Here is a 26,941-nt window from a genome sequence, read left to right as displayed (position 1 = left end):
GGACATTGCGGCGAAGCGCCTCAAACGTCGGTGCCGCCTTTCCACCGGCAGCGGCTGAACCGTTGCACCGCAACGGAATCGCCACGCGTGTCAGCACGGATCACCGCCATATCACCCCGCGTTCCAGCCGGGCGATATGACCCAAATGGTATGTACCAGTTGCGTGATCCGCCTCGTACGGTCGGGGACGAATCCCCTCCCCCGCCCGTTTCGAGGAAAGCGTTGAAATGAACAGAAAGATCTTAGCCGCCACAGCCGCGGCCATAGCCGGGGCAGGCCTGGTCACCGCCATCGCCCTCACCCCCAACGCGAGCGCCGGTCAGCAGGCCGCCTCCGGTGACCAGTCCCAGTCCGAAATGCTGGCCGCGATGGCCCGCGACCTCAAGATCAGCCCGGAACAGGCCAAGCTCCGGCTCGCGAGCGAACAGCGCGCCGCGGTCGCCGACAACACGCTGAAGAAGCAGCTCGGCACGTCATACGCCGGATCGTGGCTCGACGGCTCCGGGACCACGCTGACCGTGGCGGTCACCGACGCCGCCGTGGGCGACCTCGTCCGTGCCGCGGGCGCCACCCCGAAGACGGTCGCCCGCAGTGCCGCCGATCTCGACGCGGCGAAGCTGCGGCTCGACGCCAAGTCCGCCAAGGCACCGAAGACCGTGCCGGGCTGGTTCACCGACGTCACCACCAACTCGATCGTCGTCCTCGCCAACGCCGGTGGCGAATCCGCCGCGAAGTCGTGGGCTGCCGAGGCCGGTGTGCCGTCCGACCTGGTCCGGGTCGAGGCCAGCACCGAACAGCCGCGTGCGCTGATCGACATCATCGGCGGCAACGCCTACACCTTCGGCTCGGGCCGCTGCTCCATCGGTTTCGCGGTCGACGGCGGCTTCGTGACCGCCGGGCACTGCGGCACCACCGGCACCCGCACCTCGAACCCCAGCGGAACCGTCGCCGGCTCCAGCTTCCCCGGCAACGACTACGCCTGGGTCCGCGCCGACGCGGGCAACACCCCGCGCCCGCTGGTGAACCGCTACCCCGGCACCGTGCCGGTCGCCGGTTCGACCGAGGCCCCGGTCAACTCGTCGGTGTGCCGCTCCGGCTCCACCACCGGCTGGCGCTGCGGCACCATCCTGCAGAAGAACACCTCGGTCACCTACCCCGAGGGCACCATCACCGGCCTGACCCGGACCAACGCCTGCGCCGAGCCCGGTGACTCCGGCGGTTCGTGGATCACCGGCGACCAGGCGCAGGGCGTCACCTCCGGTGGCTCCGGCAACTGCACCTCCGGCGGCACCATCTACTTCCAGCCGATTTCGGAGATCCTGAGCGTCTACAACCTGCGTCTGACGGTCAGCGGCAACCCGCCGTCCAGCACCACCACGACGCCGACCACGCCCACCACCCCGACCAGCCCGACGACGTCGAACCCGCCGGGCGGCACCTGGGCGCCGTACACGTACTACGGCTCCGGCGCGACCGCCAGCTACGGCGGCAGCAACTACCGGGTCATCCAGCCGCACACCTCCATGCCCGGCTGGGAACCGCCGAACGTGCCCGCGCTTTGGGAACTCGCCTGACCTGGACCGCCCCCGGCGACCTCACCTCGCCGGGGGCGGCTCCTCCCCCTGACGACGGCGCGCTGACGGCGGATCTCGAATCCCTCGTCCCCCGCGCCCGCCGCGGCGATCCCGCGGCGACGAACGAGCTGATGAACATCGTCCAGCCGGTGGTCGCGGACTACTGCCGGAGCCGGATGGACGGAACCGACGCGCGGGAGATCGCCGCGGACGACGTCGCGCAGGAGACCTGTCTCGCCGTGCTCAGCGGCCTGCCCACCGCGCGGACCACCGGCGGGTCTTTCCTCACCGCCGTCCTGGGAATCGCGGCAAGGAAGGTCGCCGCCGCTTTCCGGCGGCGAGCCCGGGACAAGTCGGAACCCACGCCCGATCCGCCCGAACGCGCGACGCCCGAACCCAACGAACCCGAGTGGCAGGCGCTGGCCGCCGACGGCCACGACCGGTTGACGCGGCTGATGAGCACCCTGCCCGGTATCCAGCAGGAGATCCTCCGGCTGCGGATCACGGTCGGCATGACGGCGCCCGAGGCGGGCGCGGTCCTGCGGGTGAGCCCCGGCCTGGTCCGGGTCGCCCAGCATCGCGCCCTGCACAAACTCCGCACGATCATCAGCGAGGACGACCTGTGATCAGCCCCCTGATCGGTCCCGGGGACGGACACACCTGGCCGGCGGAGATCGATGTCCGGCATCTGCGCCTCCTCGACGCCATCGCGTCGGCGGGCAGCATCGCGAAGGCCGCGACCGCACTCGGGCTCTCCCAGCCCGCGTTGAGCACGCAGCTCCACCGAGTCGAACGGGCATTGGAACGGACGGTGTTCGAACGCGACCGGCACGGCGTGCGGCCCACCGCGCTGGGCGAGGTGCTCCTGAACCACGCGCGCCGGGTACTGGCCGCGGCGGACGACCTCGAACTGGCGATCCGCCGGTTCCACAGCGCGCCTTCCGAGGGACTGCTCCGGATCGGCGCGCTTCCGACCGTCTTCGCCGAGACGCTGAGCGGTGTGGTCGCCGCGGCGGCTCGTGGCCGTCCCGTCGAACTGCTGGCCGTGACCAGCCGGACGGCGTTGTTCTCGGCGCTGGCCGACGGCACGGTCGAATTGGCGCTGTACAAGGATCACCCCGGGCAGGAGATCGTTCCGCCCGACGGCGTCCACATGCTTCCTGTCGGCACGGAGCCGGTCTTCGTGGTCGTGTCCCCGGACCATCCCGCCGCCGGACTCGGCGAGGTGTCCCTGGCCGAGCTCGACGGCTCGGTCTGGCTGATGCCGTCGGACGAAGACGACGAGTTCCACGCTCACCTGACCGACCAGTGCGCCCGCGCCGGCCTAGGCGAGATCACCGTGCGGAAGCTGGATCCGATGGCGTTGCGGCAGAGCGTCCGGCACGAACCGCGCGCGGTGGCGCCCGCCCGCTCCCTCGATTCCGGTTCCACGATCCCGGGCCCGGTGGTGGCGCTGCGGGGTGTGCCGCTGAGGACGCGGCATCTCCTGCTGTGGCGGGACGGCTCGTCCATCGACGTGCCCACTGTCCGAAGCGGACTGGTGGACGCGATCACCGAGCCCGCCGCGATCCGGCATCGGCTTCCCGAGTGGGCGGCCGCCAACCCCGGCTGGCTCGGCACCTGACCGGATTCAGCGCTGGATGCAGTCGAGACCGAGGCCGAAGGCCGTGAGCACGTACTGACAGATATGCGTCGCGTGCGCTTCGTCGGTCTCGAGGCAGCCCACCGGCACGCCCAGCAGATCGACCGCGCACGACGCGTAGAACTGGTTCGGGCTGCCGGGCACCGGGTCCGCCATGGCGGGCGAGGCGGTGACGGCGCCCAAGAACGTGACCGCGGCCGCCAGCGCGGCGATTCGAGTCTTCATCGTGTTCTCCCTTTCCGTCGATGCCCCCGTGTTCCCCGGATCCGGTCGGTTCACGTGGTGATCACCGGAACGTGTCACGGTGACGTACACCGATGACGTCGTCCGACGGGCGCCGCGGCCCCTTCGGCCGTCTTAGCGTGAATTCATGCCCGTACTGGGAAAGACCGTCCTCGCCGCCGCCGTCCTGCTCACCGCCGCGTGCGGTGCCCCCTCGCCCGCTCCGCCGGTGACCGCTCCCCCCGCCGCGGCCGCCGGCTGGTCGCCGGCTCCCGTGGTGCCGTTGCCTTCCCAGCCGCCGCCGTCGCTGGTCGTGGACGCGCCGTTGCCAGAGCAGCTCGCGATGGGCCTGGTCGTGCTGCGGTACCGGGCGGAGAACCTCCGGATCGTCCCGGTGTACGGCCCCGCCGCACTGGACGTCACACCCCGGATCGGCCATATCCACGTGACCGTCGACGACGCGGCGTGGCACTGGGCCGACGGCAGCGGCGAACCGCTGATCATCCAGTCGCTGCCCGCGGGACCGCACAAGGTGTGGATCGGTCTCGCCGACCCGACGCACAAGGTCCTCGACCAGAAGACCGTGGACTTCGTCGTTCCCGCCCACACCGGACACCACTGAGGAGACGCTTTCATGACACTGGATCAGTACTACCTGCTCGGCCGCTCCGGACTGCGCGTCAGCCGGATCGCGCTCGGAACGATGAACTTCGGTACCGGCGGTTTCCACGCCGCGTACGGGAAATCCGAGGACGACGTCCGCCCGATCTTCCGCAAGTACCTGGAGGCGGGCGGGAACTTCATCGACACCGCGGACTTCTACACCGCGGGTGAGAGCGAGACCATCCTCGGCCGCCTCATCGCCGAGGCGAAGGTGCGCGACAGGGTCGTGCTCACCACCAAGTACACCAACAGCGTCGACCCCGGCGACCCGAACGCGGGCGGCAACGGGCGCAAGCACCTGATCAGGGCGCTGGAAGCGTCGTTGCGGCGGCTGGGCACCGACCACGTAGATCTCTTCCTGCTGCACACCTGGGACCGCGTCACTCCGGCGGAAGAGGTGATGCGCACGTTCGACGACCTGGTGCGCGCGGGGAAGATCCGCTACGCCGGGCTCTCCGACGTACCCGCCTGGTACGCCGCCCGGGCGCAGAGCTTCGCCGAGGCGAACGCGCTCACCCCGGCCGTCAATCTCCAGCTGCCCTACTCGCTCGTGGAACGGACGATCGAGACCGAGCACGTGCCGATGGGACAGCATCTCGGGCTCGGCATCACCGCGTGGAGCCCGCTGGCCGGCGGGTTCCTCACCGGCAAGTACCGCCAGACCGGCGAGACCACGAGCGGTGACGGCAGGCTGAGCGATCCGGGGAACGCCGGGAAGTCGTGGACGGACCGCGACTGGGCACTGCTGAAACCGCTGGAGAAGGTCGCTGACGAACTCGGCGTCACGATGGCCCAGGTCGCGATCAACTGGGTCGCGACCCAGCCGGGCGTCGCGGCCGCGATCGTCGGGGCGAGCAGCGCCGATCAGCTGGGCAAGAGCATGGCCGCACTGGACTTCACGCTTCCGCCGGACCTGCGGGCGCTCCTCGACGAGGCCAGTGCCGTCCCGCCGGAGTCGGTGTACCGGATGTTCACGCCCGCGTATCAGAACTGGGTGATCAGCCCCGGGGTGAAGGTCGGGGACAAGCCGGCGGGGTACGCGCCCGCGGTGCGGAACTGGTGAGCTGACCATCGGCGTGCCCACGGTCTGTCGCCGTTTTGCGGCAACAGGCCTGGGCCGGGTTGTGGAGGGCCTCACGCCGCCGCTTGGCGTCGCCGGTTTTCGGCGACAAGCCGTAGGGGATCATGTCGCGGTGCCGCCACGGTTCTCGCCGTTATCCGTGGCCGTCGCCGATTCGCGGCAACGGGGCGTGGGCCACCCGGAACGTCGCCAATTCGCGGCTACCCATCGAGGCGGCCCTGGAGTCCAACTGCTGCGGCCGTCGCCGTTTCGCGGCAACGACCCACGGCTGGTCCCGGCGCAACCCTGATCCCATGCCTCGACAACCCCAGCAAGTCGCCGTTTCGCGGCAACAGGCCGCAGGCGTTACGAAGGCGACCTTCCCGTCACTGCTCGGCATCGCCGATTCCCGGCGACAGGCCACCCGTGACCATGCCGCATGGCGGCCCAACCCCATCGCGCTCCGTGGCCGTCGCCGTTTCGCGGCAACGCCCCACGCTCGCCATGCCTACCGGAGACACACGGTATAGGCCGTTATACGACTCCTCTCCGCGAGATCGCCGGCAGGGCGCGGCAGCACCCAAGCCAGGTCACCGGAGCACGCCGGACCGAGGAACTCCCCGGCTTGGCGCCGTGCATCCGATGCCCGCGCCCTCGATGGCCACCAGACGGCAGCCCGGAGTCAGTACCCACATCCGTTCCAGCGACACCCTGGTGACGTACTGGCCTGCCCGCCGCTGACCAACGGGTCGGCGCGGTGATCGCGGCGAGCCGATCCAGGCCATGATCAGGTCGATCAGCGCCAGTCGATCGGGTGCCAACGGCTCCAAGGACTCGATCGGGTGCGGCGGAACACCGCCGCGTCCCGCCAGGCGCCGGGCGAGCAGCACGACGACCCGGCCGCCCAGCGAATGGCCGGCCAGACCCGCCCCCAGTAGATCCGCCACTCCGGCGGCCATCACCGCGAGCGAGTGCTTCTCCGTGTGGACGCTGCCCCGGCAGATCGACAGCCGGCCGGGCACGAAATCATCCCGAGGCGCGCAGCAGGACCACGGGCGCATCGACCTCGAACGGCGAGCATCACGCCCGCAAGTGTGCCCGGTCCGGCGCGACGGCGTGCTCCAGCGGCTGCCCGAGCACGAACCGCCGCAGCTCTCGCACGACGAGCTCGCCCATCCGAGCGCGTTCGGCACCCAGCGCGCCCGCCAGATGCGGGGTGAGCACCACGTTCGGCAACGTGTACAGCGGCGAGTCCGGCTCGGGCGGTTCGGGCCAGGTGACGTCGAGGATCGCCGTGAGATCGGGGCGCTCGCGCAGCACGGGGACGACCGACGGCTCGTCGACGACGGCGCCACGGGCGGTGTTGATCAAGGTCGCACCGATGCCCATTCTGGCCACCAGTTCACCGTCGACCAGTCCTTCGGTCTCCGGCAGCAGCGGCGCGTGCAGGCTGACCACGGGACACGTGGTGAACAGTTCGTCCAGACCCACCAGCCGCACGCCGAGACCGTCGGCCGTCGCCGGGTCGACGACGGGGTCGCTCGCGAGCACGTCCACGTCGAAACCGCGCAAATGCGACGCGACGAGAGCACCGATCTCGCCGAGGCCGAGCAGCCCGACCCGGGACCGGTAGGCACCCGCGACCCTCGGGTCCGGCGGATAGGCCCGCCGCTCCCGGATCTCCCGGGAGATCCGGTGCACCTGCTTGAGTCCTAAGAGGACCTGGGCAAGGGTGAACTCGGCGACCGGGACGGCGTTCGCGGCCGCGGCCGACACGATCGGCAGCTCACGCGCCCAGAACTCGGGCGTCGTCAGCGGCCGGACCGAGCCGGCGGCGACGAGCACGGCCCGCAGGTCCCGCGCGTGTCCCAAGAGGACGGAGTCCAGCACCGGGGCACCCCAGCCGGACAGCAGGATTTCGACGCCTTCCAGTGCCGCCGGGTTCTCCGCCAGCCGCTCACGGGTGAGCGGCTCACGCAGGTCCACCAGCGTTTCGATCTCCTTCAGCACCGCCTCGGGATAAACGTCGTCGCGGCGGCGTTCCTCCATCACGAGAAGTGCCGTCGGCCGGTGTCGCAGCTCGGTCATTCCTACCTCCGCGGCGACCATACATCGGATGCTTGACCCGGTCCACGCGCGGCGAGTCCCACGCAGAGGCGACCAGGGGCGATTGAAATTCGTAATGATCGGACCATTGACCGGAGACCGGGAAAGCGCTTACCGTCCCCTCCGAGGTAGACAGCGTGGTCCACAGTGAACAGGAGATGCGATGCGGAAATCGCGGTGGATCGGCGTGGGACTCACTGTCTCAGCGCTGGTCCTTTCGGGCTGCTCGGCAGGCCCCGCCGGAACGAACGTCGCGCAGGACACCAAGGCGCCGTTGGAACTGTGGACCCGGACGACCCCCGGCGGCCCCGGTGAACAGGCCACCAAGCGGCTCGCGGAAGCCTTCGAGAAGGCCACGGGATTCAAGGTGCAGGTCACCGCGATCTTCGACGACTTCGAGACGAAGCTCGCCCAGCGGGCCGCCCAGCGCGACCTGCCGGACATCGTGATGAACGACGTCACGCAGCTGGGCACGCTGAAGAGCCAGGGTCTCGTCCGCGAGGTCGAGCCGGGCAAGATCAAGCACACCTCGGAACTCACCGAGCAGGCCCTGAAGTCGAACCAGACCGCGGACGGCAAGCTGTACGGCCTGCCCTACAGCGCGCAGGCCTCGGCGCTGCTCATCCGCAAGGACTGGCGGGAGAAGCTCGGCAAGAGCGTCCCGCAGAGCTGGGCCGAGCTGGCGGACCTCGCCAAGGCCTTCACCACCGGCGACCCCGACGGCAACGGCAAGGCCGACACCGCGGGCCTGAACGCGACGCTGTCGACCAAGCGGGGCTACGCCTCCTGGTACTTCTCGAACTTCCTCTGGGCCGCCGGCGGCGACTTCATCTCCGAGACCGGTGGTGGCAAGTACAAGCCGGCGATGAGCACGCCCGAATCCGTGGCCGCGGTGCAGTGGTTCCGCGACCTCGGCTGCAAGGACAACGTCATCCAGCCCGGTTCGGTCACCATGCCGACCCCGGCGACCAACGAGACCTTCGAAGCGGGCAAGGCCGGGATGTACGTCGTCGGCCCGTACCTGCTGCCGCGGTTCGACAAGTCGCTCGGCAAGGACAAGTACGAGGTCGTCCCGATGCCGAAGGGCGCCAAGAACGCCGACGTCCTCGCCGAGGGGTTGTCGATCTACATGATGGCCGGTTCGCCGAACCAGGCCGGGCAGGACGCCTTCGGTGACTTCGCGATCTCGGTCGACGGCCAGAAGATCGGCATGGAGGGCGAATCGGCCTTCATCGTGCAGCTTCCGGTGAACAAGAACGTCGACATCACCCAGGTCCGCTCCGACCCGCGCTGGAAGACCTACGCCGAGATCTACACCAAGTCCGGTCACTACGCGCCGTCCATCCCGAACTGGACGCCGGTCCGCCAGGACACCGCCGACACGATCAGCGCGCTCGTCGCCGACTGCAAGCTCGATCTCAAGGCAGAACTGTCCAAACTCGACACCAAGCTCACGGCGACCTTGCAGCAACAGGGGATCAGCGCCTCATGACCGTAGATCACGCCAAGCCGGCGGCCGTCGGCGCGGACCGTCCCGCCGTCAAGCGGGCACCCGCGCCGAAGGCCCGCAGGCGCAGCGACCGCGACGGGAAGTGGTGGACGCCGTGGCTGTTCCTGGCCCCCGCCCTGATCCTGTTCGTGTACTTCAAGTTCATCCCGATGTTCACCGCGGTGACGATGTCCTTCCAGGACGTCCAGCCGTACCTGGGCAACCAGTGGGTCGGCGGGCAGAACTACAGCACCGTCCTCGGTGACGAGGCGTTCCACTCCGCGATCTGGCACACCATCGTGATCGCGGTCGGGCAGACCGCGGGGTCGATGATCATCGGCCTCGCGCTCGCCCTGCTGATGGAGGGCCAGAGCAAGCGGCTGAAGTTCCTGCGGTCGGCGGCGTTCCTGCCGGTGGTCGTGCCGATCGCGGTGGTCGCCGAACTGTGGCGCATCATGTACCACCCGACCGAGGACGGGATGCTGAACTCCATCCTCGGCCTGGTCGGGATGGGCCCGTCGGGCTTCATCAACGATCCCGACAGCTCGATGATCTCGGTCATCATCACCGGGATCTGGCGCGGTGCCCCGTACGACATGATGATCTTCCTCGCGGGCCTCGCCGGAATCGACAGGGGACTCTACGAAGCGGCCACTGTGGACGGTGCCTCCCGCTGGCGCAAGATCCTCCACGTGACGCTGCCGGGCCTGCGATCGGTGTTCTCGATCCTGTTCGTACTCGCCGCGATCCGCGGCCTGCGGGTGTTCACCGAGGTGTTCCTGCTGACCAACGGCGGGCCGAACGGCTCGACCGAAGTGGCGATGACCCTGATCTACAAACTCGGCCTGGAACAGAACCGGCTGGGCGTGGGCGCGGCGGGCGCGGTCCTGCTGTTCCTCGCGACGCTCGTGCTGACCCTGTTCGTCCAGGTGCTCCGACGGAGGCGAGACGCATGACCGCGGCCAACGATTCCGCACTCGGCCTCGACGCCGTCAAGTCACCGGCCGGGCGGATCCTCAAGTTCGTCCTGTACGCCCTGTTGCTCCTCGTGTTCGCCGGACCGCTGCTGGCACTGCTGGTCAGCGCGTTCAACGACGTCTCGGATCCGACGGCGCTGAGCGTCGTCCCGTCCAGCCCGACGCTGGACAACTTCGGCATCGCCTTCGACCTTGGCGTGGGGATGTACCTCCTCAACTCGTTCCTGGTGGTGGGCTTCGGCCTGCTGCTCCAGGTCGTGATCTCGGTGCTGGCCGGATACGCGCTGGCGCGCAAGAAATTCCGGTTCATGACCTTCGTGCTGGTCGCGATCCTGGCGACGCTGATGCTCCCGGAGGAGATCCTCGCGATCCCGCTGTCGCTGATCCTGTCGGATCTGCCGGTGGTGCATCTGAACCTGATCGGCAGCCTCGCCGGGATGATCGTGCCGCTGGGCGCGTGGGCCTTCTCGATCCTGGTGATGACCGAGTTCATGAAGGACGTCCCTCGCGAGCTCGAAGAGGCCGCGCGGATCGACGGGGCCGGCGACCTGCGGATCTTCGCCCAGATCATCCTCCCGATGTGCAAGCCCGCGCTCGGCGTGATCGGCGTCTTCGGCTTCACGATGATCTGGGACCAGTACCTGCTGCCGTTGCTGGTGTCGACCGATGCTTCGACCTACACCCTGCCGCTGGCCCTGCGGACCCTGCGGATCGACACGAACGTCACGCCCGGCGTGATCATGGCCGCGTCGCTGCTGGCGCTGCTCCCGTCGGTCGCCGCGTTCCTGTTCTTCCAGCGTTCGTTCGTCCGCGGCCTCGCCTCGGGCGCGCTCAAGGGCTGAGTCACCAAAGACAATCAAGGAGCGATCCTGCAGTGAGTTCCACCGCCTGGTTCACCCACGACCGGTTCGGGATGTTCGTCCACTGGGGACTGTATTCCCTCGCCGCCCGGCACGAATGGGTGCAGAACCGCGAAAAGCTGACCGACGAGCAGTACCGGGTGTACTTCGACCACTTCGAACCGGACAAGTACGACCCGCGTTCCTGGGCGCGCGCCGCGAAGGCCGCGGGCATGACCTACGTCGTGCTGACCACCAAGCACCACGACGGTTTCTGCCTGTGGGACAGCGACCTCACCGACTTCAAGGTGACGAACACGCCGTACGGCAAGGATCTGCTCGGCCCGTTCGTCGACGCCTGCCGCGAAGAGGGCTTGAAGGTCGGCTTCTACCACTCGTTGATCGACTGGCATCACCCCGCGTTCCCCGTCGACGGCACCCATCCCCGCCGTGACGACGCGGAGTACATCGCGGCGCATCAGTACGCCGACATCGCCGAGTACCAGCTCTATCTGCACGGTCAGGTGCGCGAACTGCTCACCCGCTTCGGCACGATCGACTACCTGTTCTTCGACTTCTCCTACAAGGGCCGCAAGGAATGGTGGGGCGGCAAGGGGCCGGACGACTGGGACTCCCCCGGCCTGCTCGCGCTCGTCCGCGAACTCCAGCCCGGCATCCTGGTCAACGACCGCACCGGGATCCCGGGGGACTTCATCACCCCGGAGCAGTACCAGCCGTCCGGCCCGATGGCCCGCGACGGCGTCCCGGTGGTGTGGGAGGCGTGCCAGACGCTGAACGGCAGCTGGGGTTACGACCGCGACAACCTCGACTACAAGAGCCCGGAACTGCTCATCCGGATGCTGGTCGACGGCGTGTCCAAGGACGGCAACCTGCTGCTCAACGTCGGCCCGAACGGCCGGGGTGAGATCGACCCCCGTGCGCACGAAGTCCTCGCCGAGATCGGCCGCTGGATGGACCGGCACGAACGCTCCGTCCGCGGCTGCGGCCCGGCCGAGTTCACCGCGCCCGCCGACGGCCGCTACACCCAGCGCGGCGACCGGCTCTATCTGCACCTGTTCAGCTGGCCGATGAACCACGTCCACCTGCCCGGGCTCGCCGGACGGGTGCGCTACGCCCAGTTGCTCGACGACGCCTCGGAGATCCGGCAGGTGCACACGGATCCCGGGCAGACCGCGCAGAACACCCAGATGGGCGGGCAGCCGGAAGGCACGCTCACCCTGAAACTCCCCATCCGGAAACCGGACACCCCGGTCCCGGTGATCGAACTGTTCCTGAGCAAAGAAAGCCCCGCCGCCGAAACCCTCCCCACCGATTGAGCACGGAGGCATCATGGATCGCAGAAGGTTCCTCAGCGGCGCCACCCTCGGCGCCGCGCTGATCACCGTCCCCTGGGTCACCGCGGGCACGGCGTCGGCCAAACCGAAGGGGCTGTGCGCTCTGAACGTCAGTTCGCTGACCGAACTGCAGAACGCGATCAACCAGGCGGGCCCCGGTGACGTCATCACCGTGAACAACGGGACGTACACCGTGCCGTCGGGCAAGCCGATCAGCGTCAAGGGCAGGCGTGGAACGAAGGACCAGCCGATCACCATCGTCGCCCAGTCCCGAGGCGGGGTGACCCTCAACGGTGAGCAGAGCTTCGTCTTCGACGACTCCACCGGCGTCACGCTCAGCGGATTCAATTTCCGGCAGAGCACCACCCTGGAGATCCCGGCGAACTGTTCGCGGATCCGCCTGACCCGCAACGACTTCCAGCTGGCCGACCTCCCGGACCTGCACTGGGTGATGGTCCGCGCCGACTACAGCAAGATCGACCGCAACCACTTCCACCACAAGACGACGCTCGGCGTCATGCTCTGCATCGAGGGCGCGGACGACGACAAGATGGCGACAGGCGTCCACGTCGTGCGGAACTACTTCTCCGACCACACCTTCGCCGGCGAAAACGGCGGCGAGCCGATCCGGCTCGGCGTCAGCCCGCGCGCGCTGAGCACCGCCGGCGCCACGGTGGAGTACAACCTGTTCGAACGCGCGAACGGCGACCCGGAGGCGATCTCGGTCAAGTCGTCGGGCAACTTCATCCGCAACAACACCATCCGGAACAGCCTGGGCGGCATCGTGCTGCGTCACGGGAACAAGTCCGTCGTCGAATCCAACTTCATCCTCGGCGGCAAGGAAGGCATCCGGATCTACGGCAACGACCACAAGATCCTCAACAACTACATCGCCGGCGTGTCCAGCAGGGCACTGGTCATCGGCAGCGGCACCGTTCGGGACCACTTCCCCGGTGAATCAAAGGAATCACGGCGCAAGAACGACGCGGCGGACCGGGTGCTCATCGCGCACAACACGTTGCTGAACAACGGCAGCACGCTCTCCGGCGAGACCAACCGGACGGTCGAACCGCGCGACTGCACGATCTCGGACAACATCTTCGTCGGCGACAACGAAGACCTGGTCGCGATGAGCACCACGGGCAACTTCACCTGGTCCGGCAACATCCTGTGGGGTTCGGGCGGGAACGGCAACATCCCGGCGGGCACCTTCCGCCGGATCGACCCGAAGCTCGTGCAGGGCAGCGACGGCGTCTCGCGGCTCGCCGCGGGCAGCCCCGCGATCGACGCGGCGACCCTGTCGACCGCACCGGTCACGCTGGACATCGACGGTCAAGCCCGTGGCAGCCTGCGTGACGTCGGCGCCGACGAGTACTCGACGGCCGCCATCGCCAACCGGCCGCTCACCACCGCGGACGTCGGCCCCGGCGCTCCGTAGCCGGGCGGTCGGCATCAGAGCCGGGCTCACGCCGGTGTCAGCCCACACCGGCGTGAGCCCCCCGCACCACCGAGTGCTCGTTGGCGGAGCCGAATAAGTACCCGAGAAGCGACCAAACGCGTGAACCCGCCTCGGCCGAAGGCCCCGCCATGCGGTGGCAGGGCGCCCTGCACGTCCACCGCGACGTGGCAGACCAGCCGGCGGCCTGCCGACGTCGATCGCGGTCGCGGGTTCACCGCCAGACTCCGAGGAGGAACCATGGCGCAGCGCGCCGCGGGTTCGGCCACCCTGGCCGACGTCGCCCGCGAGGCCGGAGTGTCGCTCGCGACGGCGTCGAGGGCGCTCAACGGCGGGACCAGACAGGTCAGCGTGACGCTGCGCGAATCGGTGCTGCGGGCCGCGGAACGGCTGCAGTACACGGCGAACGTGCCCGCGCAGGCGATGGCCCGCGGCCGCGGCAACGTCGTCGGGCTGCTGGTGCACGACATCGTCGACCCGTACTTCTCCTCGATCGCGTCGGGTGTGATGCGCGTGGCGGCGCGACACGGGCTGACGGTCACCATCGCGAGCACCGAGAACCATCCGGAGAAGGAACTCGAGTACGTCACCACGTTGCGAGGGCAACGGGCACGAGCGGTCATCCTCGCCGGGTCGCGTAACGAAGACAGTGCCCTGCAACGGAATCTGACCAAGGAGCTCAAGGCGTTCGAGGCCGCCGACGGTCAGGTCGTGGTGATCGGCCAGCGGAAGCTGCCGTTCGACACCGTCATGCTGGAGAACCGGGCCGGAGCGGCGGATCTGGCGGAGAACCTCGCCGTGCTCGGGCATCGGGACTTCCTCGTGCTCGCCGGGCCGACCGGCCTGCTGACGTCGCGGGATCGTGTTCTCGGTTTCCGTGACGGGCTCGCCCGGCACGGTATCCCGCTGCCCGAGAACCACGTGCTGCGGGCGGAATTCACCCGCGACGGCGGCTACGCGGCGATGGTGCGCGCGATCGAGAACGGCTTCCGCGGCTGCGTTTTCGCGGTCAACGACGTGATGGCCGTCGGCGCGATGGCCGCCTGCCGCGACCGTGGGCTGCTGGTCCCCGCGCAGATCGCGATCGCCGGGTTCGACGACATTATTACGTTGCGCGACATAAGGCCTTCGCTGTCGACTGTGCGTGTGCCGATCGAGCGCATGGGAGAACAAGCACTCGATTTCATCCTCGACGACCGCGCGGCCGCTCCTCGGGTCAAGCCGATCACCGGTGAGGTCGTGCTGCGCGAAAGCACTCAACCGTTGGAGGGAAAATGATCCGCCCGGGACTGTGTTCGGTGACGCTGCGGCGGCTGGACGCCGACGAAGTCGCCAGCCGCGCCGAAAAGGCGGGCCTGCAAGTGATCGAGTGGGGCGCGGACGTCCATGTGCGCCCCGGTGACGACTGGGCGGCCGAGCGCGCGTTCGAGGCCATGGCACGGCACGGGCTGACCTGCGACTCCTACGGTTCCTACTTCCGCGCCACCCCGGTGGAGGCCGGGAAGTTCGGTGACATCGCCGCCACCGCGGTCCGGCTCGGCGCCTCGCGGATCCGGGTGTGGGCGGGCAAAGCGGGCTCCGAGGACGTCGACCCCGACGAACGCGAGCAGGTCGCCGCCGGTCTCCGCGAGGCCGCCGACGTCGCGAACGAACACGGTCTGGAGGTCGCGCTGGAGTTCCACGGCGGGACGCTGACCGACACCGCGGAATCGACCGTCCGGCTGCTCGAAGAGGTCGGCCGCGACAATCTCGGCACCTACTGGCAACCGCCGCAGGACCTGCCGGACGACCAGGCGCTGACCGGCCTGGAACTGGTGCTCGACCACGTGCGCGCGGTGCACGTCTTCTCGTGGTGGCCCAGCAACGAGCGGCATCCGCTGACCTTCCGGGCGGATCTGTGGACGCGGGCGTTCGGCCTGCTCGCCAGGACCGGACGGCCGCTCGACGCGCTGCTGGAGTTCGTCCCGGACAACGATCCGGACCTGCTCCCTGGCGAGGCCGACTCGCTGCGGAAGCTGATCGAGGCGGGCGCGTGAGGTTCACCGAAACCGACAGGTTGCTCTTCGCCGGCGACTCCATCACCGACTCCAGCCGCGATCGCGCCGATCCCGCGTCGCTGGGCAAGGGGTATGTCCGGCAGATCGCGGACTTCGTCGGTGACGGACCGGAGGTGATCAACAGAGGCGTCAACGGAAACCGGATCTACGACCTCGAAGCCCGGTGGGCCATCGACGTCCTCGCGGCGCGCCCGACGGTGCTGACGGTGAAGATCGGCATCAACGACACCTGGCGGACCTTCGATCGCGGCCTGTCGAGCCCGATCGGGAAGTTCCGTGCCGCCTACTCCCGGCTGCTGGCCGGTGCGCGGGAGCACCTCCCGGCCGAGTTGTACGTGATCACGCCGTTCCTGCTGCCGGTGGAGCCGGGACAGCGGGAGTGGCTCGGTGATCTGGCGCCCCGCGTCGAAGCGGCGATCGACGTGGCGACCGAGTTCGGCGCGCGGCTGGTGCGCGCGGACCTGTTCATGCCGCGCGCGGCGGCCGAGCACGGGGCGGCGACGCTCACCCCGGACGGCGTCCACCCCAGCCCGCTGGGTCACCGGTTACTCGCCGAAGCATGGCTCGCGGCGGCCGGTGCACCGGTCGAGGAGGCCAGGCTCACCTAGGCCGTGCCCGGCAAGCCTGGCCGATACAGTTGCCCCGTGAACCGGAACGCCATCATCGCCGGTCGTTACCGGCTGGAGCACAAGGTCGGCCGGGGCGCGATGGGCGTGGTGTGGCAGGCGCGGGACGAGCGGCTCGACCGCACGGTCGCGGTCAAGCAGTTGCTGCCGGACAACTCCCCGGGCGACGCGCCGTTCCGGTCGATCGTGCGCGCGATGCGGGAGGCCCGGGTCGCCGCGCGGATCAAGCATCCGCACGCCGTCACCGTCTACGACGTCGTCGAACAGGACGGAACCCCGTACCTGATCATGGAGTTCCTCTCATCGCGGCCGCTGACGGAACTCCTCGCGGACGGCGGCCCGCTCCCCGCGGGCCGCGTCGCTGAGCTCGGCGCGCAGATCGCCTCCGCGCTGGCCGCCGCCCACGAGGACGGCATCCTGCACCGGGACGTCACACCCAACAACATTCTGATCACCGAGGACGGGCAAGCGAAGATCGCCGACTTCGGCCTGTCCCACGCCACGGGCGAAGGGACGATGACCGGCGACGGTCTCGTCGTCGGCACACCGGCGTACCTCTCCCCCGAGGTCGCCGACGGTGACGAACCCGGGTACCCGTCGGACGTGTTCTCGCTCGGCTCCACGCTCTACACCGTGCTGGAAGGCGCGCCGCCGTTCGGCACCGACGGCAACCAGATCGCCCTCCTCAAACGGGTCGCCCGCGGCGAGATCATCGCACCGCGATCCACCGGCCCGCTCACGGACGTCGTGCTGCGGCTGCTCCGGCGCGATCCGCGGGAACGGCCGGACATGGCCGAAGCCGCGCGGATGTTCGCCGCCGTCGCCGACGGCCGTCCGGCGATCCTGTCCGGCACCAAACGGCTTCCCGCGCCCACCCGCCGTTCGCGGTTGCCGTTCGCCATCGCGGGCGGCGTGGTCGCGGCGGGTGGTGTCCTGGCGGGGATCCTGCTGTTCGACGGCGGTCCGCCCGACGCCGCCGCTCCAGTGGCGGCGCCGTTGCCTTCGGCTGCGAAACCGGTGTGCGAAGCGCGATACGAGGTCGCCAACCGCTGGCCCGGCGGTTCGGAGATCCGCGTCTCCGTCCGGAACGCCCAGGACACCCGGCTCACCGGCTGGGAGGTCAGCTGGACCCTGCCGCCCGGCACCCGCATCGCCAACCTGTGGAACGGTTCCCTGACGCAGGACGGCGATCGCGTACGAGTGTCCGAAGTGGACTGGAACGCGGTACTGCCCGTCGGCGGGACGACCACCTTCGGGTTCATCGCGACCACCGAGGGCGACGGCGGGGCCGCACCGGTCGCGGTGTGCCGGAGTTCTTAGCGAGCGGTCGATTCCCGCGCGTTCAAACGCACGGGGACTTCGATCCGGCGCGGCTCGCCGTCGGCCGTCTTCCCCTCGACGAGGTCCATCAACGCCGTGGCCGCACGGCCGCCCACCTCGCGTGGATGCACGAACATCCCGGTCACCTGCGGCGAAACGAGGCGGAGCGAACCGCTGTCCACCGCACTGCAGATCCCGAGCGCGCCGGGCACCGCGAGCCGTCGGCGGCGGGCCTCGTGGAGGACGCCGAGGGCGAGGTTCTCCGATGTCGTGAAAACGGCGTCCGGGCACACCCGCCGGTCGAGGAGTCTGCCCAGTGCTTCCGCCGTGCCTTCGGTGGTCGGCGGCTCGTCGATCTCGGCCACCACCGGCTCCAGCCCCCGGCCTTCCATCCAGCCGGTGTACCCCGCGACAAGATCGGCCGCGTAGGAGCGGGCGGTGTCGGTGGCGATCATCGACGGCCGCTCGTAACCGTTGTCCGCCAAGTGATCCAGCATCAGCCGGGCGGCCGCGACGAGGTCGTTGTCGACGACGACCGGCACCGGGCACGGCGCCGCCATCGGACGTCCGACGGTCACCAGCGGCCTGTCCTGGCACCAGCCGGTCGCGAAGAAAGGCTCGTCTCCGCGGGGATCCACCAGGATCGCGCCGTCGACGGCGAAGGCGTTCAGCCGGTCGAGGTCGGCGTCCATCGGGGTCAGAAGCAGGGCGTACGAACCTTTCGACGCGGCCTCGGCCGCGCCGTTGAGGACCTCCAGGAAGTAGTCCGAATTGGGCACGAGCGCGCAGGCGCTGCTCGCGTCGACCGAGTTCGCGAGCTGGATCGCCAACGTGCGGCTGCGCCGGGTGACCAGCTGCTGCGCGTGCACGCTGGCCTGGTAACCGAGTTCGGCCGCCGCCCTCGCGACGCGCTGCCGGGTCTCCTCGGAGATCCGGCCTTGCCCGCTGAGCACATGGGAAACGGTGGTGATCGAAACCCCCGCGGCGGCGGCGACGTCACGGATGGTCGGCGACACTCAGGCCTCCACGGGCGGTCCCCAAACGCGGTTCGGCCGGTCGGTGTCCAGCCGATAGTCGGTGACATGGGCGTCGCCCAGCCTACGGCCGAGGTCCGCCGCCGCCGCCAGCGGCCGCGCGGGATCGCGCTCCACCTCGCCCCGGCTGTTGCCGACGCCGACCACGATCCCGGCGAGGTCCTGGCGCAGGTATCGGGTGAGCTCCTGGAACTGGGCCTCCAGGCCGAGTGTCGCGCCGCGGTAGCTCTCCTCGCACGAGATCAGCACCGCGGCGCGTTTGTGCATCAACCCCGGCACGACCTCCGCGGTATGCGGCGAACTGCCGGAGGTGTAACAGAAAAGCCGGTCGAAGAAGGACTTGAGCCGTCCGGTCATGCCGTACCAGTGCAGCGGTGTCGCGTAGACGATCGCGTCCGCCGGGAGCACATGATCGAACAACAGGCGCTCGTAGCCGTCGCCGATGCCGCAGGACCGGTCGCTCAACCGGCAGCCGCGGCAGTCCCCCAGCGGCGACTCGACGAAATCGGAGAGCCGGATGAAGCCGACCGTGTGCCCGGCTTCATCCGCCCCCTTGGCCAGCGCCTGCGCGAGCGCCCAGGAGTTGCCTTCACGGCGTGGGCTCGAATCGAGCACCAAGACCTTCATGCGGTTCTCCCCCGGAGAGACTGCCAAAACGTTTTAGCAGTCTCTCCGGGGAGGGTTTCCCCTGTCAAGCGACCTTGGCCGCCGCGGCGAGGAGGACCTCCGCGACGACGTCCGGCCGCGAGACCGAGACAGCGTGCGAAGCGTCGACCCTGGTGACCTCCGAACCGGCACGCTCGGCCATGAACGCCTGCGCGGCGGCGGGGATCGCGTGGTCCTGCTCGGCGATCAGCGCCCACGAAGGCAGGTTCTTCCACGCCGGCTCACCGTCGAACGGCGTGGCGAGCGCGCGCTCGGTGACCGGACGCTGGGTGACCGCCATGACGTCGGCGGTCTCCGCGGGGACGTCGGCCGCGAACACGTCCGAGAAGTTCTCGGGCTTGATCGACAGCTCACCCTGCGCGGCCAGGACGTTCGTGGTGTCCGGGCCGAGCTTGCCGCCTTCGAACCGGCCGGACAGCTCGAACACGCTCTCCCCCGCCTCCGGCTGGAAAGCGGCGATGTAGACGAGCGCCTCGACGTTCGGCGCGGTGGTGGCCGCACGGCTGATCACCACGCCGCCGTAGGAGTGCCCGGCCAGCACCACGGGACCGTCCACGCCGTTGACGACGTCGGACACGTAGTCCGCGTCGGACTCGATCCCGCGCAGCGGGTTCGCGGCGGCCAGCACGCGATAGCCCTGCTCACGCAGCTTCGGGACGACGCCGTTCCAGCTGGACGAGTCGGCGAAAGCGCCGTGGACCAGGACGATGGTGGGCTTCTGGTTGCTCATGATGACTCCTTCAGTTCAGGGAGAACGATCGGTCTTTCTGCCTGAACAATGCTCGCCGGCGAGGTCTTCCGCAACGTGACGAAGCCGACCTAGTGGAATGACCGTTCTTTCTCTAAGGTTGGGGAATGCCGACTGTCGATCGGGACGTCCACCCGAAGATCCGGCTGCTCGAGACAGCGTCGCGACTCTTCTACGCCGAGGGCATCCATGCCGTCGGCGTGGAGCGCCTGGTCTCCGAAGCGGCCGTGACCAGGGCGACGTTCTACCGCCACTACCCCACCAAGGACGACCTCGTCGCCGCCTACCTGAGCACTACGAGCGAGCGGATCCGCGCGGGCGTCGACGCGGTCACGCAAGGGAAGCCCGCTCGCGAAGCACTGCTCGCCGCACTGGGCATCGTCGGCGACCGGACGCTCGACGACGACTTCCGCGGCTGCCAGTTCCTCAACGCCGCGGCCGAGTACCCCGATCCCGCGCACCAGGTGCGCCAGGTCATCGACGACCACCGGGACTGGTTCTTCGGCGTGCTTCGCGACTTGGCGCGCGACGCGGGTCATGCCGATCCCGAGCACGCCGCCCGCACCCTCGTCCTCCTCCGCGACGGCGCGCTTCACGGCGGGAACCTCGACGACGCCGCGACCGTGCGCACCACTTTGCACCGAGCCGTGGCCGAGCTCGTCCCCTGACGTTCATCGCGTCTTCTCGACGGTCGTAACAAGTGCTACCTTCGCGGAAGGGGGCACGGCCGGACCGAGGAGCGGCGACGATGAGGCTTTCTCCCAGCGCGCACGTCGACCCGTTCTGCCGTGACCGGCTGCCGCCCGCCGATCAGTGGCCGGAGTTCGTGTTCGACCTGCCGGAACTCCGGTACCCGGACAGACTGAACGCCGCGACCGGGCTGCTCGACGACACCGCCGCGCGCCTCGGCCACGACAGGCCATGCCTGCTCTCCCCCGCCGAAACGTGGACATACGGCGAAGTCCTGGCCCGCGCCAACCGCGTCGCCCACGTCCTGGTCACCGAGTTCGGGGTCGTTCCCGGAGACCGGGTGCTGTTGCGGGGCACCAACACTCCGTGGCTCGCGACCGCATGGCTGGCCGTGCTCAAGGCGGGCGCGGTGGCCGTCACTACCATGCCGATGCTGCGGCGCACCGAACTCGACAAGATCGCCGGCCGCGCGAAACCCGCGGTCGCGGTCTGCGACGAACGACTGCTGGACGAACTCCCGCCAGATCTCCCCGTCGTGTCCTACGGAACCGAACTCGCGGCCCGCGCGGAACGGCATCCTGTGACGTTCGCCGATGTCCCGACCGCGGCCGACGACGTCGCCCTGCTGGCCTTCACCTCCGGCACGACAGGATCCCCGAAGGCGACGATGCATTTCCATCGCGACCTGCTCGCGATCGCCGACACCTTCTCCCGCCACGTCGTACGCCCGACGTCCGACGACCTCTTCTGCGGTACACCGCCGCTGGCCTTCACCTTCGGCCTCGGCGGCCTGCTGGTCTTCCCTCTGCGCGCGGGCGCGGCGACACTGCTCGTCGAGCGCGCCACCCCGGCGGAACTCGCCGCCATCGTCGCCACGAAGAACGTCACCGTTCTCTTCACCGCCCCGACCGCGTACCGGGCGATTCTGAACGCAGGCGAGGGCCAGTTGCTGACCGGAGTACGCCGGGCCGTCTCGGCGGGCGAGTCGCTTCCCGCTCCCGTGGCCGAGCAGTACCGGGAGATCGTCGGACGGCCGCTCATCGACGGGCTCGGCAGCACCGAGATGCTGCACGTGTTCATCTCCTCCGCCGACGGCGACGCGCGTCCTGGCGCCACCGGCAAAGTCGTGCCCGGCTACCAAGCGGCCGTTCTCGATGCCGACGGTTCGCCCGTTCCCGACGGCACTCCCGGTTTCCTGGCGGTTCGAGGGCCCACCGGTTGCCGCTACCTCGAAGACCCGCGCCAGCAGGACTACGTCCGCGGCGGCTGGAACCTCACCGGCGACACCTACGTCCGCGACACCGACGGCTACTTCCGGTTCGTCGCGCGCAGCGACGACATGATCATCTCGTCGGGGTACAACATCGCCGCCCCCGAGGTCGAGGAGGTCCTGCTCACCCATCCGGACGTGGACGAATGCGCCGTGATCGGCACGCCGGATCCCGATCGCGGCTCGGTCGTGACGGCGTTCGTCGTTCCCCGGCCCGGTATCGAGCCGGGCGTGGATCTGGTGCGGGCATTGCAGGACCACGCCAAGGCGACCGCGGCGCCGTACAAGTATCCGCGGCGGGTGCGGTTCATCGAGGCATTGCCGCGCAATGCGAGCGGGAAGCTGCAGCGATATCTGCTTCGGGAGCTGTGAGCTCTGTCCACATCGGACCTCGTCTGAGGTCTTTCGATCTCCCGCAAGTCATTGAGGGCAAGGCGGATGTGTCGGACGCGGCGGGTGGTCACCAAGGGGCACGTCGGCAAGTAGACCTTCGCAAGATTTAACTTTGCGAAGGTGACTTTGCGACCTGCCTCGTTTGTCTTATGACCCACTCAGGTCGAAATCCCCGCCTTCGCCAGAATGCGAAACAAATTCCGGAGCGCTTTTCATATTCGCACACCTGTTCGAACGCTGGTATTCTTGCGGGGTGTCCAGCCAACGAATCCTCGAACCGCCGCAGGAGCTGTGGCGTGCCGGTGCGCGCGAACTCGCGCACGGCGTGGTCGAGCGGTTGTCGGTGGCACGACAGGCTTTGGCCGAGGTCGGGCAGTTCCTGGCCGAGATCGAGTCCCGCGGTCCGATGGAGTTGTTCGGGCACGGTTCGACCGCGGGCTGGTTCGCCGAGACCGCCCGGATCAGCCCGAAAGAAGCTCGCGACACCGTGGCCCGCGCGCTGGCGGTGAACGAAAGCCGGAACCTGGACGGCACCCCCGCCCCCGCTTTCGCCCCCATCGCCGGAGCCGCCGCGGCCGACGGGGACCTCGGGCACCAGCAACTCGACCCACTCCTGGCGGTACTGAAGAAAATCCCCTCCGAGGCCTCGGAGGAAGACCGGTCCGAGGCGGAACGGATCCTGGTGAACCTGGCCCGCCACGCCGGGCCGCAGCAGATCGTCAACGGCGGCGCCGAACTCTTGGCGCACCTGGATCCCGACGGCAACGAGCCCAAAGACGAAGACCTGAAGCCGCCGTCGCGTGAGGTCCATCTCCGGAAACGCGACGACGGCTGGTGGCGACTCAACGGCCTCCTCGACCCCGAATTCGGCGCCCGCGCCAACGCGTTGTTCGAAACCTGGGGACAACGAAGACCCGCCGACGAAGACGGCAACCGCGACCCCCGCACCCCCGGCGAACGCCACGGCGACGCCCTGTTCGACGCCATCCACTACGCCATGACCAACGACAAAGCACCCACCCTCTCCGGAGACCGCACCACCATCGTGGTCACCATCCCCCTGGAGACCCTGACCTCCGGACTGGGATCCGCCTGCGTGGACGAGGTCTCCCAGATCACCGCCCGCCACGCCCGCCTGCTCGCCTGCGACGCCAAAATCATCCCCGCCGTCCTCGGCACCGAAAGCGAACCCCTCGACATCGGCCGCGCCACCCGCAGCGTCACCCCCGCCCAACGCCGGGCACTGAACCTCCGCGACCACGGCTGTGCCTTCCCCGGATGCCACCGACGGCCCAAACACTGCGAAGCCCACCACATTCTCCCCTGGGGCCAACTCGGCGACACCGACCTCGACAACCTCTGCCTACTCTGCCGATATCACCACATGGTCATCCACGGACAATCCGGCTGGAAAGTCCAGATCACCGGCGGCCGACCCGAATTCATCCCACCCCAATACCTCGACCCGTTACAAACCCCACGCCGCAACCACCGCTGAACCCGAAGAGCCCGCCAGCCCCACCGGCGACGGGCCCCTCGGCATGCCCGGAGCACGGAGCGGCCGACCCGGGTGATGTCTGTCGAGACATAGGCAGCGGCGACTAGTGCCGAGGCATGTCGCGAAAGCCACTCGTTTCCTTTGATGATCAGCTTGACGTCGGGTCCCCACCAGAACCAGGTCGGGCAGCAGTAAGGACAAGCCAGAAGTCCCAGTATTTCAGCCTGGGTGGCATGACGGCCTCGGCAAGCACGATCGGGGCGAGCAGGAGAAGCCACAGTGCTACGACGCCGGGCGGGGCAGCCGTGCGGCGCGAGCTGGGCTGCCCCCGGGCTGATCGAAGACTGCGGGACTCAACACCGCTTGGCTGACGCGACACGCTCGCCACCAGGCAGAGCACTGCACCTTTACCTTACGCCTCAAGAATTCCGCCGGGATCACCACGCCGTCGATCCGCCGTCCGCTCTGGACACTGAGCTACCCCGCGACTTCCCCGGACTTCAGCGAATCCCGCGCCGCCGATTCGCCGCGACCAGCGCGACAATGCTCAGCGAGGCCGTCGCCAAAAGATAGTAACCAGGCGAAACAGGTGATCCGGTGGCCGCGATCATCGCGGTCGCGATGGTCGGCGTGAACCCGCCGACCATCCCGACGGTGGCGTTGTAGGCGAACGAAAGTCCCGTCGCCCTGGTGTGCGCCGGGAACACGTCCGCCATCACCGACGGAAGCGCACCGAAGTAGGTGGCCTTCAGCAGCCCCAGGATCGTCATCGTGATCGTGAGGGTCAGGAACGACGGCGAGGTGGTGACCCACAGGTACAGCGGCACCACGCCGGCCCCGATCACCGCCGCGGCACCGATCATGATCCTGATGCGGCCGTGCCGGTCGGTGAGCAGCCCGACGATCGGTGTCACGACGGTCAGGATGGCGGCGGTGATCATCAGGGCGACGAACGAAAGCGAGTCGTCCAGGCCGAGATTCTTGATCGCGAAGGTCGGCAGTGACTGAAGGATGAAGTTCAGCGAGGTCGAGACGACCAGCGCTCCCCCGGCGATCAGCAGGCCGCCCCACTGGAAGCGGAACAGCGTCCGGACCGGTGCGGACTTCGGCTGATTCTCCTTCGTGGCCTCGGGTTCGTCGACGTGGCGCCGGATGTAGTAGCCGACCGGGCCGACGAGCAGCCCGAAGACGAACGGGATCCGCCAGCCCCAGGAGGTCATCGCGTCGGCGCTGAGGGAAGCGGTCAGCCCGGCGGCGAACCCGGCGGACATCAGTGTCGCGAAACCCTGGCTGGCGAACTGAAAACTGCCGAGGAAGCCTTTGCGGCGGCCGTCCTGTTCAATCAGGAACGACGTGGCCGCCCCGAATTCCCCGCCCGCGGCGAAGCCCTGGATCAGCCGCGCGACGATCACGCCGACCGGCGCGAGGAAACCGATCGTCGCGTAGCTCGGCATCACCGCCAGCAGGAACGTCCCGGCGACCATCAGCCAGATGGTCAGCACCAGCGCCTTCTTTCGGCCGAACCGGTCGGCGTAGGCGCCGAGCACGAGACCGCCGAGCGGACGCACGAGGAACGTGATGCCGAAGACCGCGTACGCCTGCACGAGCTGGACGGCGGCGTTCCCGCCGGGGAAGAAGGTCTTGCCGATATAGGCCGCCATCAGCGCGTATACGCCGAGGTCGAACCATTCGAGCGCGTTGCCGATGGTCGCGGCGGCGATCGCGCGCCGGGTGGACGACGGCGTGCGCTGCCTGGCCACCGTCCGCTCGCCCATCATGCGTCCCCGCCGCGCCGTCCGAGCGCGTGGAACAGTGCCGCGGCGAGGACGATTCCCTCGCGGGCGATCGGCGCGAGCAGGTGTTCGTCGGGCGCGTGCTGCAGGCATCCGGGATAGGAGTGCGGCAGCCACAGCGTCGGGAGGCCGAGGATGTCGGTGAACACATGGTTCGGCAGCCCTCCGCCGAAGCTCGGCAGGACCGCCACGCGCCGATCGGAAACCTCGTCGAGGACACTCTTCGCCCAGCCGACCCACGGGTCGTCGACAGGCGTGCGGCTGGCGCGGAAACTGCCCTCGGCGGTGACGTCGACCATGGAAAACCCTTGGGCGGCAAGGTGTTTCTTGATCGCCTCGCCCACTCCGTCGACGTCGGTTCCCGCGACGTAGCGCAGTTGCAGCATCGCTCGTGCGCGACCGGGGATGGCGTTGACCGGCCGGTCGATGTCCGCGGCGCCGAGCGAGAGGACTTCGAGGGTGTTCCAGCCGTACAGCCGCTCCGCCGCGGTCAACCCGGTGTCGCCCCAACTCGCGTCCAGCGCCGGATCGCCCGGTTTGTTCCCGATCTCGAGTCCGGCAAGCGCCGCGCGGACGCTGTCCGGGAGCTCGGGCGGCAGGAGTTCCGGCACCTGGACGCGGCCGTGCCCGTCGACGAGACAGGCGATCGCCCCGGCGAGGGTGGTGGCGGGGTTGCGCAGCACGCCACCCCAGTTCCCCGAGTGGTAGGCGTCGGGGCGGAGGTCGATGTCGAGGGCGATCCGGACACTGCCTCGCGCGCCGAGGAACAGCGTCGGCGTCGCCGCGTCCAGGCGCGGGCCGTCGGACGCGATGAGGACGTCGGCGCTCAGTGCCTCCCGGTGCACCGAGACGAACTCGTCGAGCCCCGGCGAGCCGATCTCCTCCCCTGTCTCGACCAGGAACTTGAGGTTGAACCCGAGCGAACCCGTCTCGGCGAGGAGCAGCCTGAGCGCGGTCAGGTTGATCAGGTGTTGCCCCTTGTTGTCCGCCGAACCTCGGCCGTACCAGCGTTCACCGTCGGCGGTCAGCGTCCACGGGTCCCGGCCGTCACTCCACCGGCCCACGTGCCCATCGACGACATCCGCGTGGCCGTAGCACAGGAGTGTCGGCAGCTGTGGCGACTCGATCCGGGTGCCGATCAGGAACGGGCCGCCGCCGGGATCCGGATTGGGATGGATCGCCACGGAACAGCCGAGCGCGGTCAGTGCCGGGGTCAGCACCTCATCCAGGTATGCCTTGATGGCAACGCGGCCGCTCGGATGATCACTCACGGTCGGATACCCGACGAGCTCGGCGAGTTCGGCGAAGAACGCTCCCGAGTCAACGTGCTCGTGGGCCTTCGCGACCAGTTCTGCAAGGATCACCGTGTTGTCTCCCGATTCGCTCGTCGAGTGTCGCAGAGGAGCGTAAGTCGGTTTGCGTATCCGGACCATTGCCGTTTACCGTGCTCCGCGTTCTCATTG

The 26,941-nt window shown here is 68.9% G+C and carries 25 protein-coding genes; 17 read left to right on the top strand and 8 right to left on the bottom strand.

Annotated features, from left to right (window positions below; genetic code table 11):
* Nucleotides 1–227 precede the first annotated feature (227 nt).
* The 3 genes from AC069I_RS28590 to AC069I_RS28580 are packed head-to-tail and all read left to right on the top strand — an operon-like array spanning nucleotide 228 to nucleotide 3,198.
* Nucleotides 228–1,574 (top strand): alpha-lytic protease prodomain-containing protein, encoded by a 1,347-nt coding sequence (locus tag AC069I_RS28590; RefSeq protein WP_478229892.1) that lies wholly within the window; start codon nucleotides 228–230, stop codon nucleotides 1,572–1,574.
* The gene (locus AC069I_RS28585) at nucleotides 1,559–2,200 is read left to right on the top strand and encodes a sigma-70 family RNA polymerase sigma factor (protein ID WP_478229893.1); all 642 of its coding nucleotides are present in this window, start codon (nucleotides 1,559–1,561) and stop codon (nucleotides 2,198–2,200) included. The genes AC069I_RS28590 and AC069I_RS28585 overlap by 16 nt, the downstream gene beginning before the upstream one ends.
* Nucleotides 2,197–3,198, top strand: a complete 1,002-nt coding sequence (locus AC069I_RS28580; RefSeq protein ID WP_478235857.1) for a LysR family transcriptional regulator — start codon at nucleotides 2,197–2,199, stop codon at nucleotides 3,196–3,198. Before AC069I_RS28585 ends, AC069I_RS28580 begins: the two co-directional genes overlap by 4 nt.
* Before the next feature lie 6 nt (nucleotides 3,199–3,204).
* Here AC069I_RS28580 and AC069I_RS28575 read toward each other — a convergent pair whose 3' ends face one another.
* A complete protein-coding gene (locus AC069I_RS28575; protein ID WP_125678639.1) occupies nucleotides 3,205–3,441 on the bottom strand; it encodes a hypothetical protein in 237 nt (78 codons plus the stop codon).
* A gap of 145 nt (nucleotides 3,442–3,586) precedes the next feature.
* Here AC069I_RS28575 and AC069I_RS28570 point away from each other — a divergent pair, with 145 nt between their 5' ends.
* Nucleotides 3,587–4,060 carry a DUF6130 family protein gene (locus AC069I_RS28570; protein ID WP_478266799.1) on the top strand — a complete coding sequence of 158 codons (474 nt, stop codon included), beginning with the start codon at nucleotides 3,587–3,589 and terminating at the stop codon, nucleotides 4,058–4,060.
* Nucleotides 4,061–4,072: 12 nt separating this feature from the next.
* The gene (locus AC069I_RS28565) at nucleotides 4,073–5,164 is read left to right on the top strand and encodes an aldo/keto reductase (protein ID WP_478229896.1); all 1,092 of its coding nucleotides are present in this window, start codon (nucleotides 4,073–4,075) and stop codon (nucleotides 5,162–5,164) included.
* Nucleotides 5,165–5,751: 587 nt separating this feature from the next.
* Here AC069I_RS28565 and AC069I_RS28560 read toward each other — a convergent pair.
* Both AC069I_RS28560 and AC069I_RS28555 read right to left on the bottom strand, forming a co-directional pair.
* Nucleotides 5,752–6,183 carry an alpha/beta fold hydrolase gene (locus tag AC069I_RS28560; protein ID WP_478266798.1) on the bottom strand — a complete coding sequence of 144 codons (432 nt, stop codon included), beginning with the start codon at nucleotides 6,181–6,183 and terminating at the stop codon, nucleotides 5,752–5,754.
* Nucleotides 6,184–6,241: 58 nt separating this feature from the next.
* Nucleotides 6,242–7,249, bottom strand: coding sequence for a hydroxyacid dehydrogenase (locus AC069I_RS28555; RefSeq protein ID WP_478235853.1), 1,008 nt, complete (start codon nucleotides 7,247–7,249; stop codon nucleotides 6,242–6,244).
* 181 nt (nucleotides 7,250–7,430) lie between these two features.
* Here AC069I_RS28555 and AC069I_RS28550 point away from each other — a divergent pair, with 181 nt between their 5' ends.
* The 9 genes from AC069I_RS28550 (at nucleotide 7,431) to AC069I_RS28510 (ending at nucleotide 17,386) form a co-directional block, all read left to right on the top strand.
* The gene (locus tag AC069I_RS28550) at nucleotides 7,431–8,759 is read left to right on the top strand and encodes a sugar ABC transporter substrate-binding protein (RefSeq protein ID WP_340682361.1); all 1,329 of its coding nucleotides are present in this window, start codon (nucleotides 7,431–7,433) and stop codon (nucleotides 8,757–8,759) included.
* Nucleotides 8,756–9,712 (top strand): carbohydrate ABC transporter permease, encoded by a 957-nt coding sequence (locus AC069I_RS28545; RefSeq protein ID WP_478229900.1) that lies wholly within the window; start codon nucleotides 8,756–8,758, stop codon nucleotides 9,710–9,712. The genes AC069I_RS28550 and AC069I_RS28545 overlap by 4 nt, the downstream gene beginning before the upstream one ends.
* Nucleotides 9,709–10,575, top strand: a complete 867-nt coding sequence (locus AC069I_RS28540; RefSeq protein ID WP_125690702.1) for a carbohydrate ABC transporter permease — start codon at nucleotides 9,709–9,711, stop codon at nucleotides 10,573–10,575. The genes AC069I_RS28545 and AC069I_RS28540 overlap by 4 nt, the downstream gene beginning before the upstream one ends.
* A gap of 32 nt (nucleotides 10,576–10,607) precedes the next feature.
* Nucleotides 10,608–11,909, top strand: coding sequence for an alpha-L-fucosidase (locus AC069I_RS28535; RefSeq protein ID WP_478266797.1), 1,302 nt, complete (start codon nucleotides 10,608–10,610; stop codon nucleotides 11,907–11,909).
* Between the two features lie 13 nt (nucleotides 11,910–11,922).
* Nucleotides 11,923–13,365 (top strand): chondroitinase-B domain-containing protein, encoded by a 1,443-nt coding sequence (locus AC069I_RS28530; protein ID WP_478229902.1) that lies wholly within the window; start codon nucleotides 11,923–11,925, stop codon nucleotides 13,363–13,365.
* A 258-nt stretch (nucleotides 13,366–13,623) separates the two neighbouring features.
* A complete protein-coding gene (locus AC069I_RS28525; protein ID WP_478229903.1) occupies nucleotides 13,624–14,661 on the top strand; it encodes a LacI family DNA-binding transcriptional regulator in 1,038 nt (345 codons plus the stop codon).
* Nucleotides 14,658–15,419, top strand: coding sequence for a sugar phosphate isomerase/epimerase family protein (locus tag AC069I_RS28520; RefSeq protein WP_478229904.1), 762 nt, complete (start codon nucleotides 14,658–14,660; stop codon nucleotides 15,417–15,419). Before AC069I_RS28525 ends, AC069I_RS28520 begins: the two co-directional genes overlap by 4 nt.
* The gene (locus tag AC069I_RS28515) at nucleotides 15,416–16,048 is read left to right on the top strand and encodes an SGNH/GDSL hydrolase family protein (RefSeq protein ID WP_478266796.1); all 633 of its coding nucleotides are present in this window, start codon (nucleotides 15,416–15,418) and stop codon (nucleotides 16,046–16,048) included. The genes AC069I_RS28520 and AC069I_RS28515 overlap by 4 nt, the downstream gene beginning before the upstream one ends.
* A 36-nt stretch (nucleotides 16,049–16,084) precedes the next feature.
* Nucleotides 16,085–17,386: a serine/threonine-protein kinase gene (locus AC069I_RS28510; protein WP_478229906.1), complete on the top strand. Its 1,302-nt coding sequence runs from the start codon at nucleotides 16,085–16,087 to the stop codon at nucleotides 17,384–17,386.
* On the opposite strand, the gene AC069I_RS28505 is transcribed toward AC069I_RS28510, so the two are convergent.
* The 3 genes from AC069I_RS28505 to AC069I_RS28495 all read right to left on the bottom strand — a co-directional run bounded on the left by AC069I_RS28505 (nucleotide 17,383) and on the right by AC069I_RS28495 (nucleotide 19,816).
* Entirely contained in the window at nucleotides 17,383–18,402 is a 1,020-nt protein-coding gene (locus AC069I_RS28505) for a LacI family DNA-binding transcriptional regulator (RefSeq protein WP_478229907.1), read from the bottom strand. The genes AC069I_RS28510 and AC069I_RS28505 overlap by 4 nt on opposite strands.
* Nucleotides 18,403–19,047, bottom strand: coding sequence for a flavodoxin family protein (locus AC069I_RS28500; protein WP_478229908.1), 645 nt, complete (start codon nucleotides 19,045–19,047; stop codon nucleotides 18,403–18,405).
* A 64-nt stretch (nucleotides 19,048–19,111) separates the two neighbouring features.
* Nucleotides 19,112–19,816 carry an alpha/beta fold hydrolase gene (locus AC069I_RS28495; RefSeq protein WP_478229909.1) on the bottom strand — a complete coding sequence of 235 codons (705 nt, stop codon included), beginning with the start codon at nucleotides 19,814–19,816 and terminating at the stop codon, nucleotides 19,112–19,114.
* A 125-nt stretch (nucleotides 19,817–19,941) separates the two neighbouring features.
* On the opposite strand from AC069I_RS28495, the gene AC069I_RS28490 reads away from it, so the two are divergent.
* The 3 genes from AC069I_RS28490 to AC069I_RS28480 all read left to right on the top strand — a co-directional run bounded on the left by AC069I_RS28490 (nucleotide 19,942) and on the right by AC069I_RS28480 (nucleotide 23,685).
* On the top strand, nucleotides 19,942–20,502 hold the full coding sequence (locus AC069I_RS28490) for a TetR/AcrR family transcriptional regulator (protein WP_478229910.1): 561 nt from the start codon (nucleotides 19,942–19,944) through the stop codon (nucleotides 20,500–20,502).
* A gap of 80 nt (nucleotides 20,503–20,582) precedes the next feature.
* Nucleotides 20,583–22,166, top strand: a complete 1,584-nt coding sequence (locus tag AC069I_RS28485; protein WP_478266795.1) for an AMP-binding protein — start codon at nucleotides 20,583–20,585, stop codon at nucleotides 22,164–22,166.
* 274 nt (nucleotides 22,167–22,440) lie between these two features.
* Complete coding sequence (locus AC069I_RS28480; protein WP_478266794.1) at nucleotides 22,441–23,685, top strand: HNH endonuclease signature motif containing protein; 1,245 nt, start codon at nucleotides 22,441–22,443, stop codon at nucleotides 23,683–23,685.
* A gap of 500 nt (nucleotides 23,686–24,185) precedes the next feature.
* On the opposite strand, the gene AC069I_RS28475 is transcribed toward AC069I_RS28480, so the two are convergent.
* Both AC069I_RS28475 and AC069I_RS28470 read right to left on the bottom strand, forming a co-directional pair.
* Nucleotides 24,186–25,460: an MFS transporter gene (locus AC069I_RS28475; RefSeq protein WP_478266793.1), complete on the bottom strand. Its 1,275-nt coding sequence runs from the start codon at nucleotides 25,458–25,460 to the stop codon at nucleotides 24,186–24,188.
* The gene (locus tag AC069I_RS28470) at nucleotides 25,460–26,842 is read right to left on the bottom strand and encodes a M20 family metallopeptidase (RefSeq protein WP_478266792.1); all 1,383 of its coding nucleotides are present in this window, start codon (nucleotides 26,840–26,842) and stop codon (nucleotides 25,460–25,462) included. The genes AC069I_RS28475 and AC069I_RS28470 overlap by 1 nt, the downstream gene beginning before the upstream one ends.
* Nucleotides 26,843–26,941 lie beyond the last annotated feature (99 nt).

Source organism: Amycolatopsis sp. NPDC043885 (assembly GCF_056435685.1).
The sequence above is the reverse complement of the archived record's forward strand: the minus strand, read 5'-3'. Positions and strand labels throughout refer to the sequence as shown.